Origin of the sequence: Novipirellula methanifontis, from assembly GCF_052161655.1 — a bacterium.
Taxonomy (GTDB): Bacteria; Planctomycetota; Planctomycetia; order Pirellulales; family Pirellulaceae; genus Novipirellula.
The window spans coordinates 6,998,901-7,015,680 of record NZ_CP197418.1 but is presented as its reverse complement, the minus strand read 5'-3'; the positions used below and the strand labels follow the sequence as shown (position 1 = coordinate 7,015,680).

Genomic DNA, 16,780 nt, shown 5'->3' with positions numbered 1-16,780 from the left:
AAACCAAGAGGTTAATTCCACAAATTTGTGATCGCCCCGCAGACGCCTTCCATTCAACCTGCTCATGAATCAAAACTCTCACCCTGCCCAATCCGTCACTCCGGCGATGCCGCTATCGTCACGACGTACGTTTCTGCAAAATGCAGGTGGAGGTCTTGGTGGGCTCGCGCTGACGGCGATGCTGGCGGGCGAAACTCAGGCGGCAATTCACCATGCCCCCAAGGCACGGCGAGTGATTCAGATCTTTTGTCCTGGTGGGATGAGTCACCTCGATACGTTTGACCACAAGCCCGAACTGGTAAAGCGAGCCGGCCAGCCTTTTGACCCTGATGGCAAGTTGCAGTTCTTTGCTTCCAAACCGGGCAATTGCCAACCAAGTCATTGGAAATTTCGTCAACATGGCGAATCAGGGATGTGGGTCAGCGACTTGTTACCCAAGTTAGCGACATGTGTCGATGACATTGCCTTCATTCACTCGATGCAAAGCAAAACGGCGCTGCATGGCCCGGCCTGCTTCATGATGAACACGGGCTTCACACTACCTGGTTTTCCCAGCATGGGATCATGGGTGACGTATGGACTTGGCAGCGAAGCCGACGATCTACCTGCCTTCGTCGTTTTGCCTGATCCAAGAGGCTTGCCACCGGGCGGCATCATCAATTGGGGAGCCGGTTTTTTGCCGGCCGTTCACCAGGCGACGATGCTGGACACATCGAATCCAAAACAACCGATCGCCGATTTGTTTCCGCCAGCGGGATTTGCGGAGCAAACGGCGTCATCGGAACGTGCGGGATTGGACTTTCTGCAAAAATTGAATCAATTGCATCGCGAGACACGCAGCGGCAACAGCGAGCTGGATGCGAGGATCAAGGCCTACGAAATGGCGGCGAGATTGCAGCTCAGTGCCCCCGAAGTAACCGATATTCAATCCGAAAGCGAATCGACAAGACGTTTGTATGAGGTCGATCATCCCGAGCACGGTCCGTTTGGTCGGCAGTGCTTACTGGCGCGTCGGTTGACGCAGCGGGGTGTGCGGTTTGTCCAGATCTATTGTGGAGCGGAGAACACAACGGCAAAGAAGATCCGGCCAAATTGGGACAGTCACGAAGATATCGTTCGCGACCACGGCTATTGGGGAGCCGTGCTGGACGCCGGTGCCTCGGCGCTGCTGAAGGATTTGAAGGCACATGGTATGCTCGACGATACGTTGGTGATTTGTACCACCGAGTTTGGTCGCCAACCCGGGGCGCAAGGCAAGGAGGGGAAAGGCCGCGATCATAACGCGGGTGCCTTCACCGCCTGGCTCGCCGGCGGCGGAATCAAAGGAGGCGTCCGTTATGGTGCGACCGATGAACTCGGATCCAAAGCGATCCAGTCGCCCACGTACTGTTACGACTTGCACGCCACGGCGTTACATCTACTTGGGATCGATCACCAGCGGTTGACCTACTATCAAAACGGCATCGATCGTCGGCTAACCGACGTGCACGGGCACGTTATCCACGAGATTTTGGCATAGTGTTCAACAGTGGAAAGGGCCAGGAAAGGTACTCAGACGATTTTTCCGGCGCCGCAGAGTCTATACAGTCTGGATTACTATCGGTTGAAGTCGCGTGACGTGTTCTCTACGATGGTCTGACGCCAGTACCGGCCAGGCGAAAGCGCTCTTGCAACGCCAATCATTTGCAGCCTGTCGTTCGCGGAAACCGAGATTGGTGAAAACGAGTGGCAAGTTGAGTCGCTCAATCCATACCTGAAAGCTGGCAAGTTCGACTGCTGAACGTGATCGACAGAACCTCTCGTTCCCCCTCCTACATCCCACCATGAGTTTTTCAACGATGCCTCAACTCACTCGACGACGTTTTCTTAGCGACACGGCCATCGCTACCGCAGTGCTGGCCGCGACTTCCAATGCAGTTTCAACAGTAACAAACGCAAGTGCAGCCGACGCGGCGACGCCGGCAAATGACAAGCTGAATTTGATGCTGTGCGGTATCGGCGGTCGGGGCAGGTTCCTGTCTAAGTTGCTTGCTAACAATCGTGAGTGTCACATTAAGTACTTCTGCGATGTGGATGAGGCAATCGGGCACGAGCGGCTGGATGAATTTGAAAAGTTGTTCCACTATCGTCCCCAGTTGATCCGCGACATGCGTCAAGGGCTTGACGACAAGGAAATCGACGCCGCGGTGATCTCCACGCCCAATCACTGGCACGCTTTGGCTGGGATTTGGACGATGCAAGCAGGCAAGGATGTGTATGTCGAGAAACCGGTATCGCACAATATCTCCGAAGGCCAGCGGCTGATTGAGGCGGTCAATAAGTATCAGAAGATTTGTCAAACCGGCACTCACAGTCGCTCGTTGCCAGGAACCATCGAGGCGGTTGATTACGTGCAAAGCGGCAAGATCGGTGAAGTCAAGCTGGCGCGAGCACTTTGCTACAAACGTCGGGGGTCGATCGGTAGCAAGGGAGTTTACGAACCACCGAAGTCGGTTGATTACGACCTGTGGGTTGGCCCGGCCGAAATGCAGCCCCTCACTCGCCCCCGAATCCACTACGATTGGCACTTTCAATATCACTTCGGCAACGGTGACATCAACAACCAGGGCGTCCACGAAATGGATATCGCCCGTTGGGCTTTGGGGATCGACTCGCTTTGCGACAGCGCGATCTCGTATGGCGGCCGACTTGGCTACCAGGACGCCGGCGACACCGCCAACACCCAGGTTTCGATCTGCAAGTCGGGGGACAAAACGATCGTCCACGAAATGCGCGGCCTACCAAGTGATCCCCTTCAGAAGGCAGCGATCGGGAATATCTTTTACGGAACCGAAGGCATGGTTGTATTGACCGGTTGGGGCACTGGATTTGCATTGGACCTGGATGGAAAGGTGGTGAGGAATTTCAACATCGGGTCCAAGGACGCTCTGCTAGGTAGCGAACACATCCAAAACTTTGTCGATGCCGTCAAGAGTCGTAACCCCGACGACCTCAATGGCAACATTCGTGACGGGCATCTTTCGGCTGGCTTATGTCATATCGCCTCGATTTCGTATCGGCTCGGCAATCAGACACCGGTCGATCAGGTGCAAAAGGCTGTCGAAGAGTTTGGTGGCACCGATGATAACGTTGAAACGCTCGATCGCACCGTTGCTCACCTGAAGGGCAGCGGCATCGACCTGGCGAGCACTCCGATGACGCTAGGGCCCGTGCTGAAAATCGACACCAAGGCTGAAACCTTCATCGACAACGAGGCAGCGAACGCGATGCTGACTCGAAAGTACCGCAAGAACTTTGAGGTTCCCAAGTCGGGCGAAGTTTGATTTCAGCTGCAAACCGATGTCGGGTTAGAGACTCGATGTGTGCCGATAGAACAACTCGTTTCCAGCATTACTGAGAGTCAATATCAAGGGAATTTCGGAGCGTAGCCTGCTGCTCCGATATGATCGGGCTCAATAGTGTATCGTATCCGTCTACTGACAAATTCCCTTGAAGGAGTGTTGATGGCGATTTACGGAACCGCATTGTTATCGCTTTGTTTGCTCGCCGGTTTGATCGCTGGCAAGCTGATCGGGTTGGCCATTGGCATTGACGCCAACGTGGGCGGTGTCGGCATTGCGATGCTGTTGCTGATCCTGATTTCGGGTCGCTTGCAAATCAGCGGATTCATGGCCAAGCCTACGCAGAATGGCGTCCTGTTCTGGAGTTCGATCTACATTCCCATCGTGGTGGCGATGGCGGCGAGTCAGAACGTGCGTGCGGCACTCAGTGGTGGGACAGCCGCGATCATCGCAGGTGTTGTGGTGGTGATTGCAAGTTTTGCGATGGTGCCACTGATTAGTCGCATCGGACAATCGAATGACGATTTAAGTCCATCGCCCGAATCCGCTTCGACAGGCGACGACGCGTGAATGAACTATGGCAAGCTACCGAATCCGTGCTGACGAAGTACTCGCTGGTGACGGCCTTTGCCGTGGTTGGCATCATCGTGTGGATATCCTACGGAATTTCGGCGAAAGTAACTCGCCATCGGATGCACGGTTCAGCGATTGCCATCCTGGTCGGATTGCTGCTGGCTTACATCGGTGGCGTAGCGACCGACGGAGAAAAGGGGATTGCTGACATCGAATGCTTGGCAGGAATCGGTCTGATGGGCGGCGCGATGTTGCGTGACTTTGCCATCGTTGCCACGGCATTCGGCGTGCGGCTAGATGAGTTTCTCAAGACCGGTCTCAGCGGGGGCGTTTCACTGCTTGCCGGAGTGCTGATGTCGTTTTTGATTGGTGCAATCATTGCCTATGCCTTCGGGTATCGAGACGCCGTCAGCATGACCACGATTGGCGGAGGAGCAGCGACTTACATCGTGGGTCCCGTCACGGGAACTGCACTGGGAGCGTCGAGCGAAGTCATTGCGCTCAGCGTTGCCGCGGGATTAGTAAAGTCGATGCTTGTGATGACTTTGACACCCTTTGTGGCAAAGTGGATTGGACTCGACAATCCGCGTTCCGCACTCATTTTTGGTGGACTGATGGGAACGACCAGCGGTGTTGCCGGTGGTCTTGCAGCCACCGATGAGCGACTCGTCCCCTACGGTGCGATGACGGCCACGTTCTTCACGGGGCTGGGATGTCTGCTGGGACCATCGGTGATCTTCATCGTCATTCGAGCCATTGTTGGAACATGAATTTAAATTAAGGGCCATGAAATGAAACAACTACCCATCATCGAACGTGCCATGGCACACGGTGAACGAATCGCAGTTTGCTCCGCCACAGGCACAACCACTTATGGTGAGCTTGTCGCTGCATCGGAATCGCTCGCCGCGACGCTGCTCGCTGGCACCGACGACCTGAACGATGCTCGGATCGCCTATCTTGTTCCAGCCGGCGAAGAATACATCCAGACGCAATGGGGGATTTGGCGTGCAGGCGGGATCGCCGTTCCGCTCAGCACGTCGGCAACCGAGAAAGAGCTTGAGTACACGCTCACCGACTCGCAGACAAGCACGGTGATTGCAACGAGTGAGCTTACGCCGCGGCTCACTTCGCTTTGCAAACAACTCGACATACGATTGTTGTCGGTCGATGATCTGCCATCGACGCCAACCGTCCGTTTGCCAGAAATTCCGATCGAGCGGCGTGCGATGATTCTCTACACCAGTGGAACGACCAGCAAACCCAAGGGAGTCGTCACGACTCACGCCTGCATTCAGGCTCAGGTTGAATCGCTAGTCGAGGCATGGCGTTGGCAACAGGACGACCGTATTCCATTGTTCCTGCCGCTGCACCACATTCACGGCATCATCAACATCATGTCGTGCTCGCTGTGGTCCGGAGCGCAACTCGAAACTTTTCCGCGATTCGATCTTGATACCGTCCTGGGCCGAGTCGCCGATCGTGCCTACACCGTGTTCATGGCGGTGCCGACGATCTACGTGAAGGTGATCGAAGCGTTGGAAGCAATGTCGACCTCCGAATGTGATCCGGTCGTGCAAGGATTTGCCAATATGCGATTGATGATTTCCGGTTCAGCCGCTTTGCCTGCCAGCGTGCATGAAAAGTGGTCGGAACTGACTGGCCAGAAGTTGTTGGAACGTTACGGCATGACCGAAATCGGGATGGCGTTATCGAATCCCTACGACGGAGAACGCCGTCCCGGTGCAGTCGGTCGGCCACTGCCCGGTGTTGAGATACGGTTACAGGACGAATGTGGTGAATCCATCACCAACGAAAGTGTTTCAGGTGAGATACAGGTTCGTGGCCCGAACGTCTTCCAGCAGTATTGGCAACGACCCGATGCAACAAGCGAGTCATTCATCGACGGCTGGTTTCGTACTGGCGATATCGCCGTCATTGAAGACGACTACTTTCGCATCATGGGTCGCAGCAGTGTCGATATCATCAAGAGTGGCGGTTACAAGCTGTCCGCTCTCGAGATCGAAGCCTCTCTGCTGGACCACCCGGCGATCACTCAGTGTGCCATCGTCGGTTTACCAGACGATACGTGGGGCGAAGCCGTCGCGGCTGCCGTCGTGCTGAAGCACAGCGAGGCACTGGAACTTGAGTCGCTACGAGTATGGTGTAAGGACCGTATCTCACCCTACAAGATCCCCCGTAAGCTGCTGATCGTCGATGAACTTCCAAGAAACGCAATGGGCAAAGTCACCAAACCGGCGGTATCGCAATTGTTCAATCAAACCGATTAGGGGCATGGCGGCCCGGAACCGCTGCGTAGTGCGGCGGGCCTAAGACACTGTTTGGAAATAACTTCGTCATTCGAGTTTTGTTACAAATCACGCGGGTGAAGTGTTTTCTCTGTAGTGGACGAGGCTACGAGTCCCGTCGTGCCACTAAGTCGCTGGGACTCGTAGCCTCGTCCACTACCTCCAAAGCTGGCGGTCGACCTACGCCCATTCCAGTAAAGCTCAAGCGGAACGACCTAAACGACACCGGAGGGTTCGTGTCATTCGGGAAACATTTTACAATGGCAAAGTTATTTCCGAACGTTTGCATAAGGTATGCGGCCCTGAAGTATGCGGCCTCGTAGGGCGATCGCCAGCGAAGCCATTTCTAAGTTTGTAGACGCGTATTGCTGACAAAGGCGTCTAAGAAGGCTGCTCTTTTGATGGCATTTTGGAGATTCATCGTTCCACCTGTTGTCGAGCATGCAGCATGGTCAGCGGCCCGATGAAACTTGTCCACGGTTCGAATCGACCGCTTCGTCGGATGCGTTTTTAGAAGTCCACTGGACGATTGATGTTGTCACCAATTGCTGATTGTGCTCCGCTGCTCGCGTGAAGTACGAAAAACAACATCTAGCGAGCAATGAAGATGATACGCGACATGGATTTGATTCGAGCGATTGTGCTTGCGATTCGCAAGCATGAAACGCGGCCATCGGCCAGTGAAGTACAACAACTCATCGGCGATGTCGATGATGGGGTATTCGCCTATCACATCGAGTTGTTGACCCAAAGTGCCATGGTGTCGGGCATTGATACGGGCCCCCGGAAAGATCGCTATGGCAAGGCAAATATGGCTTTGACTTGGGCAGGCCAGGAATTCGCCGACAACATTGTCAATGATGGAGTTTGGGCGAGTGCGAGAAAAACGCTGGATGACGCCGAACTGAAATCCGCTTCATTCGAGGTTTGGTCGCAAATTGCAGTTGCGAAGATCACTGAACTTTGGACCGGTGCGTCAAGCCGTTGATGCGACAGATTGCGGCCGAGCGGGTCAGTCGAAGTGTAAATAGATCATGCGACTAGACCTATCGATTCAGTTTCTCGCCAGCAAACGTTTCGCGTGGGGCACGCGTACAGGTCTTTCACCAGCCAAATGCCATCATGAGTCATTTATACTTTTACGAAAAAAAACAGCGACGGACCGCCATGCTGCTACTCATCAATATGGGCGTACTGTTCGCTATGTATTTGGTAGCTCGTAAGTTTGTTGAGCCGACCGAGGCGGGTGAGCAATTGTTTTATTGGATGAATATCGCCTTACCGGTGGTTGAACTCTGTCTATTCGTTGTTGCTGTTCTCTTCTGGGTTCAAAATGGAACTTTCAGGATAGCGGTGGACGCCGACCGCTTTGAAATTGCCGATCCCCTTTCAAAGAATGCTTCGTTCTCTGTTCCGGTCAGTGAAATTGTTGAGATCAGTCAAACTTACGAGAAGCATGTCGGTTTCAGCAAGATCACGATGCACATGAAGTCGGGCGAAAGGATTCAGATCTTACAAAATTACAACTACAACCGAGGCAAGCTATACGCCGCATTAGCGAAAGCAAATTCCGCCATCCGTTTGCCGGAACATGCGTTTCGATTCAAGCAAGTGTGACGAAAATAAGAGAATTGAAAATCGGCACCGAAAATCGGTGCCACCCACCAGCAAAAATTGGTGCCACCCACCAGTGTCTCACCAATGTCTGCGTTTCACGCTGCTGGTGATGGATGAGGGTACTGATGGTTGAGTTCGTGAGAGGGCCGGGAAATGGTTGCCCGCGAATCACGCGAATCCGCACGAATGGTTTTGCTCTACCGACCTGATTCGCGTTTGTTCGCATGATTCGCGGGCGGGAAAACGCTAAGTGTTACCAATGGATTGCGTCCTGTCCTGCTTACGCGTTGTCGGGATCAGCCAGCTCGTGCATCAGGATTGCGGTGGCGACGGCAACATTCAAACTGTCGGTTCCTAGCTGCATCGGGATGGTGACTCGGTCCGATGCAAATTTCTGGATCGGTAATTCAACACCAGATGCTTCGTTGCCGACGATCAGCAGGGCGGGTTTGTTGTTGACACGAAAGTCTTTTAAGCGAGTGGCGGGCGGTTGCAACGTCGTTGCGATCGTGCGAATCGCGGTGGCCATGGTCAACCGTTCCAAATCCGCCAGCGGATCGTCCAACCGAAATAGACGATGCTTGAACACTGCGGCCATGCTGACTCGAATCACCCGTCGATGGAAAGGATCGATTGTTTTTCGATCGACAAAGATGTGATCGATGCCCAAGGCGGCGGCACTGCGAAAAATACTGCCCACGTTTTCAGGCTCCGAAACACCGAGCAGAGCAATGCTGAGTCTCGGCGTCGTGGGAGGTGCAATGAAGTCGTCGATCGTCGGAATCACCGATCGAACGCCACACGCCAAGACTCCACGATGAAACTCGAACCCGATCAGTTGAGAAATGTCGGCATCAGGCAGTGTGTAGATCGGCACTCCGGCAGGGACGATTTGGGCGTACTCGTCGCTGCGATGCTGCTGCACCAAGATCGATTCGATGTTGTAATCGCTTTCGATCAGGCGGCGGACCACCCAATTGCCCTCGACAACAAAATGGCTGCCGTCCTTCGATAACTCACGATGACGCAAGTCGCGATATACGGCAATCCGAGGATCATCGATTCCGGTCGCCTGGATCACTCGAGCTTGGTTCATCGATGGGGTGAGGTGAAGGATGCGGAAAGGGAGAATGCGGGTGGATGACGGATGACAGGTGACGGATGACAGGCTGGAAGCCTATCCCACATTGGTGGACGTCTATTCCACGCTTTGTGCTTTGGGGTACGAACCTAGTACGTCGAGTCGCTTGGCTTGCTTGGAAAGGGTGGCGATCGCATCGGCTACCGATTCGTCGTCGCGGTGGCCGGTCAACTCGACGAAGAACAAGTATTCGTTGCGAGTCTCAGGACAGGGGAACGATTCGATCCATGTCATGTTCAATTGATTGGTTTTGAAAATCGTCATCACGTCGGCAAGCGCGCCGGGTTGATGGTTGATTTGGAACAGCAACGATGTTTTGTCGTCACCGGTTCGTTGCGGTCGGTCTTTGCCCAGCACAGCAAAGCGGGTGACGTTGTTGGGATTGTCTTCGATGCTGGCACCGAGCACTTCCAAGTCGTACTGCCGGCCCGCTTCGAGACTGGCTACGGCCGCGACACCGGGCTGCTCCGAGGCCGATTGGGCTGCGGCGGTGGTGCTGGTCGTTTGCACCAATCGCGCGGCCGGGAAGTGAGTCGCCAGATAGCCTCGGCACTGTGACAGTGCTTGCGGTTTACTGTGAATCTCGGTGATCGTTTCCCGCGGCGAGGCGGACAACAAATTGTGGTGGATGGGCAGCACGACCTCGCCACAAATCTGCATCTGCAATCGAACGAACATACCGAGCGTATCGACGATCCCGCCATCGGTACTGTTTTCGATCGGGACCACTCCCGTGGCTAGATCGCCCCGCGAGACGGCTTCAAAAACGGCGGGGATGGAATTCAGCGGGGCAAAGTCGGCACCTTGGCCAAAGTATTTCAGTGACGCCAGGTGGCTGTAGCTGTACTCGGGACCGAGAAAGGCGACGCGGATCGGTTGGACCGACGCGAGGCAAACGCTGGCAATGTGACGCAGGATGTCACGTTTGGATTCAGCCGACGTCACGTTTGGCGAATCCGCCGGAGCCGCATTAGCGATCGCGGCGATCAAGCTATCGATATGGCGACTCGACCACGCCATCGGCCCGGTGCTGGACGCTTGCTCGTTGGGATTGCCCGGTTCCGCATCCTGGATCACCAACGCAGCCCGCTGGTCCACCAGCGTCAGGATGTCGCGGTCGATCGCATCGATCTTGTCTTGGTTCGAATTTGGCATGGGGAGTGAAGGTTTCGCAGGAGGAGCAGGCAACGCTTAGAAGCAAATCGAATACTGTCATTTTGACACCGCCCCGAAAACTTGATGGAGTCCTTCGGGACGCGTCTGCCAGAAATTACCCGCTCGGAGTCAATGTCGTCGACTGGAAAAACGAGTTTAGCGAGAAAAACCGGGCTTTTCTTGGCTGCCAGAAAAAAACTGGGGTGTCAGGAGGCCGTTCGGCACAGGCTTTGCCAATCTACCCCTTCGTCTCGCCTCAAGCTGACGAATCGACAACCAGTCGAGTGGGGCAATGACCCAACCTAACCAATTGAAACTTGTCACCTAAACCTAACCGTTTAACGCGACAACCGAACGAATCGAGAGACAGGAGAATTTAGTAATGGCTCAAGGCGAAAAGATTATCGGCATCGACCTCGGCACAACCAACAGTGTGGTTGCCGTCATGGAGGGCAGCGAACCTAAGGTCATTCCGAACCCTGAAGGCAACCGCTTGACCCCCAGTGTTGTCGCATTTACGGACAAAGAAGACACGATTGTGGGCGAACCCGCACGTCGCCAAGCGGTCACCAACCCCAAACGAACTGTGTACTCGGCCAAGCGTTTCATGGGCCGCCGTCACAACGAAGTGGAATCCGAAGAAAAGATGGTACCCTACGGCATTACAGGTGCCGCGGGTGACTACGTCAAAATCAAAGTGGGCGACAAAGAGTACACGCCTCAGGAAATCTCGGCCAAGATTCTGCGCAAGTTGAAAGAGTCGGCAGAATCTTACCTTGGCCATAAGGTCAACAAGGCTGTGATCACCGTTCCGGCTTACTTTAATGACGCTCAACGTCAAGCCACCAAAGACGCGGGCCAGATCGCTGGCTTGGAAGTCGCTCGAATTATCAACGAGCCGACTGCCGCTGCATTGGCCTACGGATTGGACAAGAAGAAAGACGAAAAGATCATCGTCTTTGACCTCGGGGGCGGTACGTTTGACGTTTCGGTTTTGGAAGTTGCCGATAGTGGTGACGAAGACCAAGAGAGCCGCGTCTTCCAAGTGATCAGTACCTCGGGTAACACCCACCTCGGTGGTGACGACTTTGACGAAACCTTGATCAACTACGTTGCAGACCAGTTCAAGAAAGAAAACGCAATCGATTTGCGTAACGATCCGATGGCACTGCAGCGGTTGCAAGAGGCTTGCGAAAAGGCCAAGAAAGAGCTCAGTACGCTGCCAGAAACCGACATCAACTTGCCGTTTATCACGATGGATCAGTCGGGTCCTAAGCACTTGACGATGAAGATCACTCGTAGCAAGTTCGAAGAGTTGATCGATCCGTTGGTCGAGCAATGTAAGAAGCCTGTACTGCAAGCACTTGAAGACGCTGGCATGAAACCTGGTGACATCGACGAAATCGTTTTGGTCGGTGGTAGCACCCGTGTGCCTAAGGTTCGCCAAATCGTCAAAGAGATCTTTGGCAAAGAGCCTCATCAAGGCGTTAACCCGGATGAAGTGGTCGCCGTTGGCGCCGCGATCCAAGGTAGCGTTTTGGCGGGCGAACGAACCGACGTGTTATTGTTGGACGTCAACCCATTGACGCTCGGTATCGAAACCGAGGGTGGAGTGATGACTGCGCTTGTTGAGCGTAACACCACAATTCCTGTGGAAAAGAAGAACGTGTTCAGTACCGCGGCAGACAACCAAACCGCGGTAACCGTTCGCGTGTTCCAAGGGGAACGCAAAATGGCGACAAGCAACCGTTTGCTCGGCGAGTTCAATCTCGAAGGCATTCCACCGCAACCGCGTGGTGTTCCTCAGATCGAAGTCAAGTTCGACATTGACCAGAACGGTATCCTCGCGGTTTCAGCCAAAGAACTGAAAACCGGCAAAGAGGCTTCGGTGCAAATCAAAGAAGCAGGTGCTCTCGGTGAAGACGAGATCGAGCAAATGCGGAAGGATGCCGAAACCAATGCCGAAGAGGATAAACGTCAATTTGAATTGGTCGAAGCCAAGAACAAGGCTCACCAGCAAGTTTATCAGCTTGAAAAACTGATGACGGAGAACAAGGACAAGCTGAGTGAATCGGACACCGAACCGATGAACAAGGCGATCGAAAAGGTCAAGACGGCCGCCGAAGGTTCGGATACGGCTGCAATCAAGCAGGCGACCGAAGAGTTGGATGCCGCTTCGCAAGCGTTTAGCAAGGTGCTGTATGAGAAGACCGAAGCTGCGGGGCCTGCGGCCGGTGACGCCGGTGCTGCTGCAGCATCAGGTGCAGCTGCTGCATCGAGCGATGACGACGACGCGATCGACGCCGATTTCGAAGTCAAAGACTAATTGATGTCGCTGAGTTTGACTCAGCGAATAATCCGAGACATTAGCGGGTGACGTCCTACGCGGACTCACCCGCTAAGCTGGCCAAATAATCGATCGGACTTTGATCCGATCTCCGTGAGCCGCAGCCATCTACATCTTTAGCGCTCGCGGCGCGAGTCCTCCGGTTGCAGCGTGTAACACGTCTAAAAAACACAAAGGGACTCTACGCCCGACGAGATCGGCTACGGCAGTGATGAACCACTCGTTGCTTAGCACGCTTTCATTCTTGGGGGGATGCGTGTTGGGATTCTCCCCCGACCATAGCCAGCGATCCAGGTGGGATCAGGATGTGGTGCTGCTTTTTCAGTAAAGGAATTTTGTGTCATGGCGTTTCGATTTGATAAGCTCACCACAAAGGCCCAATCGCTTGTTGCGGAAGCCCAGGCCCAAGCGGCGTCGTCGGGAAATCCGGAGATCTTACCGTTGCATCTGCTTGCGGCCATGTTGGACGAGACCGATGGCATCACGCGACCGATGCTGAAAAAAATGAATGCGGACGCAGGCAAACTGAAAGAGCTGGTCGTAAGCGAGCTGGGGAAAGTGCCGTCCGTTTCGGGTGGCCGTCAACCTGGGATCGCTCCCGCATTGCAACGGACATTTGATGCCGCAGCCGAAGTCGCTGCAAAACTAAAAGACGAGTACGTCAGCACCGAGCATCTGCTGCTGGGGATTTCCAAGGTCGAAAGCAAAGCCAATAACTTGCTGAAGCTGATGGGAGTCAAGGACGCTGATGTGCTCAAAGCGATGAGCGAAGTGCGCGGCTCGGCACGCGTGACCGATCAAAACGCCGAAGACACTTATCAGGCTCTTGAAAAATACGGTATCGATCTGACGCAGTTGGCGGCCAAAGGGACGCTCGATCCCGTGATCGGCCGTGACAACGAAATCCGGCGTGTAATTCAAGTTTTGTCACGGCGGACGAAAAATAACCCTGTGCTGATCGGCCAACCGGGCGTCGGGAAAACGGCGATTGCCGAAGGCTTGGCGCTGCGTATCTTTGAGGGGGATGTTCCGCAAAGTTTGAAAGACAAACGGGTCGTTTCGCTCGACATGGGAGCGCTTGTCGCCGGAGCCAAATTTCGAGGCGATTTCGAAGAGCGGCTCAAGGCGGTGCTCCGCGAGGTCAAAGACGCCAACGGCCAGGTGATCTTGTTCATCGACGAATTGCATCTTGTCGTGGGTGCCGGGAAAGCCGAAGGGTCGCCCGATGCGGCGAACCTGCTAAAACCTGAACTCGCTCGCGGTGTGCTTCGTTGTATCGGGGCGACGACGTTGGACGAGTATCGGCAAAACATTGAAAAGGATGCGGCGCTGGAGCGTCGTTTCCAACCTGTATACGTTGGCGAACCTACGGTCGAAGACACGATCGCGATTTTGCGAGGGTTGAAATCCCGCTATGAATCGCATCACGGCGTCCGTATCACCGACAGCGCGCTGGTGGCCGCTGCGAATCTTTCGAACCGCTACATCGCAGACCGTTTTTTGCCAGACAAAGCAATTGACTTGGTCGACGAAGCGGCCAGCCGATTGGCGATGGAAAAAGAAAGTGTGCCAGAGCCCATCGATCGAATTCAACGACGTTTGCGACAACTCGAACTCGCCCATCGGCAACTCGTCGATGAATCGGAAGAGTCCGCGGTTGAGAAACGCGAAGAAGTTGAAAGTGAGATGGAGTCGCTGAACCATGAACTCGCCAGTCTTAACGAGCAGTGGGGCGCCGAAAAGATGGGGCTCGATGACGTCCAATCGGTGCGTCAGGAAGTGGAGCGGCTCGAACATCGATTCACGACACTCGATTCCGAAGCCAAGCAAAAACAACTGCGTGGTGAAAGTCCCGAGGACGTGTATCGCGAGATGCTCGAGGTCCGCGCCCGTTTGACCGATTTGCAAGCCAAGATCGATGACGCCGAACAGCGCGACGCGGCACCCAAAGAGGACGCAGAGAGCCACGAGGATAAACGCAGACTACTGCGTCACAATGTGACCGAAGAGGAAATCGCCGAAGTCGTCAGCGCATGGACCGGAGTCCCGCTGAGCCGGATGCTCGAAACCGAGCGTGCGAAATTGTTGGTCATGGAAGAGCGGCTTCATCAACGGGTGATCGGACAAGACGAAGCCGTGCAATCGGTTTCCGATGCCGTGCGCCGTAGTCGCAGCGGACTGCAAGATCCGAATCGTCCGATCGGTTCATTCCTGTTTCTCGGGCCCACCGGGGTCGGCAAAACCGAATTGTGCAAAGCGCTCGCTGAGGTGATGTTCGATGACGAGCAAGCGATGGTGCGGATTGACATGAGCGAGTTCATGGAACGGCACAGCGTCGCTCGTTTGATCGGTGCCCCTCCGGGATACGTTGGCTACGAGGAAGGGGGCAAATTGACCGAAGCGGTTCGGCGACGCCCCTACGGCGTGATTTTGCTTGACGAAATGGAAAAGGCGCATCCTGATGTGTTTAACATCTTGTTGCAAGTGCTCGACGATGGTCGGTTGACCGATGGTCATGGTCGCACCGTGAACTTTTCGAACTCGGTGATCGTGATGACCAGCAATGCAGGCAGTCAAGTGATTCAACAGGTCACTGAACAAGGTGGCGACGAGCAAGAGATGCACGAAGCGGTTCAAGAATCGCTACGAGCACGTTTCTTGCCCGAGTTTTTAAATCGTATCGATGATATTGTCATCTTCAAACCGCTTGATCGCAAGGAGATTCGCCAGATCGTCAAGTTGCAATTGCAAACGCTTGGACATCGACTTGAGCAAAATGGTTTGCGATTGGATGTGTCAGAGGCTGCTATCGATGAAATCGCATCGACGGGGTACGATCCAGTGTACGGGGCGCGGCCGCTGAAACGAGTGATTCAGAACGAGGTTCAGAATCGTTTGGCCAGTGCATTGCTAAAGAGTTCGTATCCCGAAGGCACTACCGTGCGAGTCGATTTTCAGGACGGCGAGTACGTGTTTTCGGGAAGCTAGTGGCGGTCGAGGTGCGATTAAAAGTTGAGGAACTGGAACTGGGCTCGATCGAGTCCAAACACGTCTCGATTGGCTCCACCTCTTCCGCGACCGCGGAGACTGTTGAAGTAGTACGACATCACCGCTCTTATGTTCGCCGTTTTGAGAGCGAGCCTGGGACGCTAAAACTTTGGTGTTGTGATTTTTGGTCGCGCTGGTTTTCTGCTACCTCTCCACCAACTTCGTTGGGGGAGAGGTAAATGCAGTTTAGGCCGAAAGAAAAACTCACTCCCTAATACCCGACGATAACACCAACGTTTTAGCAGTCGGGCACTTGCCCCGGTTGGATGGTGACGAAAACCGTGGCTAGCGGCTTGTTGATTCAGTGAGCCGCTCGCGCGTGAGCGGCCGGGTTCCGCGCATTACCCGGTGCCTTACGGCCCACGGCTCACAACTGCGTGTTGCAATTGGATTAAATCAACAGCCCGCTAGTGCTAAAACGGCTAACGAATTCAGCAGTCTCACTGCGTCTGGGGCCAGAGGTGACCCCGCGACCAAACAGGTTGCAAATCGCACCGCGTGGCAATCAGGGCAATCAAATGAATGGGGTGGTCGCAATTCGATTCTTCTAGGATTTCCGGCATAATGCGACCAGTACCCCTAATCGGTGTGGTTCGTACAAGCCGCAGCGATTCGCCGATACTTGAACTCGCCAGTCTCGATTCGGCTATTCGTTGGCGACACCTCTTGGGTTCTGAGCTATCCCTTCATCAGCGTCTCTTACTCTGCTGATGTTAGCTGATGAAAACTCAATCCAAACAAGCCGGTTCTTTCCGATCGCGACCTCGTCGAGGTTTGGTGATGCTGGATGTCATTTTGTTGTTGGCCCTGATGCTTGTGGTATCTGGGGTTGGTTTCGCGGTCCGTGCACGATTCGTCGAGCAATCACGTGTCGCCAACGCATTTGAATATCTCAAGGATATTCAGGTTTCGCAACAGCTTCACTATGTCCAAACCGGCAAATACGCCACTCAACTTGATGATCTTGATCTCTCGATTCCCTCGCCAGCTTACTTTGCGGTGGGCGAGATCCAGGTTTCGTCTGTCGATCAAGCTGCGCCCGGATGGGAATTGAAGCTTCAACGTGCCGGCGCGGCACCGTTGTTTGGTGCCTACGCCATTACCTTCAACGGTTTGGGATTTGATGCTCGTCATTCGTCGGTTGAGACTTCCATCGTGCCGCACGAGAGCCAACGCTCGCGATTCTATCAAGTGCTAGCGCTTGCGGTTTTGCGTTAAACCTTTTGCCACTCTCTTAGTCAACGAACAG

General features: G+C 54.3%; 12 protein-coding genes. 10 read left to right on the top strand and 2 right to left on the bottom strand.

All coding sequences use genetic code 11. From position 1 onward, the window contains the following. The first annotated feature begins 64 nt into the window (after nucleotides 1–64). The 7 genes from SH528x_RS25480 (at nucleotide 65) to SH528x_RS25450 (ending at nucleotide 7,840) form a co-directional block, all read left to right on the top strand. Nucleotides 65–1,519: a DUF1501 domain-containing protein gene (locus tag SH528x_RS25480; protein ID WP_442506263.1), complete on the top strand. Its 1,455-nt coding sequence runs from the start codon at nucleotides 65–67 to the stop codon at nucleotides 1,517–1,519. A gap of 304 nt (nucleotides 1,520–1,823) precedes the next feature. Next, nucleotides 1,824–3,323 carry a Gfo/Idh/MocA family protein gene (locus SH528x_RS25475; protein ID WP_442506262.1) on the top strand — a complete coding sequence of 500 codons (1,500 nt, stop codon included), beginning with the start codon at nucleotides 1,824–1,826 and terminating at the stop codon, nucleotides 3,321–3,323. A 180-nt stretch (nucleotides 3,324–3,503) separates the two neighbouring features. Further along, nucleotides 3,504–3,911 carry a malonate transporter subunit MadL gene (gene madL, locus SH528x_RS25470; protein WP_442506261.1) on the top strand — a complete coding sequence of 136 codons (408 nt, stop codon included), beginning with the start codon at nucleotides 3,504–3,506 and terminating at the stop codon, nucleotides 3,909–3,911. Further along, a complete protein-coding gene (madM, locus tag SH528x_RS25465) occupies nucleotides 3,908–4,684 on the top strand; it encodes a malonate transporter subunit MadM (protein WP_442506260.1) in 777 nt (258 codons plus the stop codon). The genes madL and madM overlap by 4 nt, the downstream gene beginning before the upstream one ends. A gap of 21 nt (nucleotides 4,685–4,705) precedes the next feature. Further along, nucleotides 4,706–6,205, top strand: coding sequence for an acyl-CoA synthetase (locus SH528x_RS25460; RefSeq protein ID WP_442506259.1), 1,500 nt, complete (start codon nucleotides 4,706–4,708; stop codon nucleotides 6,203–6,205). A gap of 619 nt (nucleotides 6,206–6,824) precedes the next feature. Continuing rightward, nucleotides 6,825–7,211 carry a DUF2513 domain-containing protein gene (locus SH528x_RS25455; RefSeq protein ID WP_442506258.1) on the top strand — a complete coding sequence of 129 codons (387 nt, stop codon included), beginning with the start codon at nucleotides 6,825–6,827 and terminating at the stop codon, nucleotides 7,209–7,211. Nucleotides 7,212–7,345: 134 nt separating this feature from the next. Then, nucleotides 7,346–7,840 (top strand): hypothetical protein, encoded by a 495-nt coding sequence (locus tag SH528x_RS25450; protein WP_442506257.1) that lies wholly within the window; start codon nucleotides 7,346–7,348, stop codon nucleotides 7,838–7,840. A 280-nt stretch (nucleotides 7,841–8,120) separates the two neighbouring features. On the opposite strand, the gene SH528x_RS25445 is transcribed toward SH528x_RS25450, so the two are convergent. Together SH528x_RS25445 and pheA are read right to left on the bottom strand one after the other, a co-directional pair. Further along, nucleotides 8,121–8,936: a TrmH family RNA methyltransferase gene (locus tag SH528x_RS25445; protein ID WP_442506256.1), complete on the bottom strand. Its 816-nt coding sequence runs from the start codon at nucleotides 8,934–8,936 to the stop codon at nucleotides 8,121–8,123. Nucleotides 8,937–9,038: 102 nt separating this feature from the next. Next, nucleotides 9,039–10,136, bottom strand: coding sequence for a prephenate dehydratase (gene pheA, locus SH528x_RS25440; RefSeq protein WP_442506255.1), 1,098 nt, complete (start codon nucleotides 10,134–10,136; stop codon nucleotides 9,039–9,041). Between the two features lie 382 nt (nucleotides 10,137–10,518). Between pheA and dnaK the strand changes: the two genes are divergently transcribed. From dnaK to SH528x_RS25425, 3 genes are all read left to right on the top strand, one after another. Continuing rightward, nucleotides 10,519–12,462, top strand: a complete 1,944-nt coding sequence (dnaK, locus tag SH528x_RS25435; protein ID WP_442506254.1) for a molecular chaperone DnaK — start codon at nucleotides 10,519–10,521, stop codon at nucleotides 12,460–12,462. 363 nt (nucleotides 12,463–12,825) lie between these two features. After that, a complete protein-coding gene (clpB, locus tag SH528x_RS25430; RefSeq protein WP_442506253.1) occupies nucleotides 12,826–15,471 on the top strand; it encodes an ATP-dependent chaperone ClpB in 2,646 nt (881 codons plus the stop codon). A 780-nt stretch (nucleotides 15,472–16,251) separates the two neighbouring features. Next, nucleotides 16,252–16,749 (top strand): hypothetical protein, encoded by a 498-nt coding sequence (locus SH528x_RS25425; RefSeq protein WP_442506252.1) that lies wholly within the window; start codon nucleotides 16,252–16,254, stop codon nucleotides 16,747–16,749. Nucleotides 16,750–16,780: the final 31 nt, after the last annotated feature.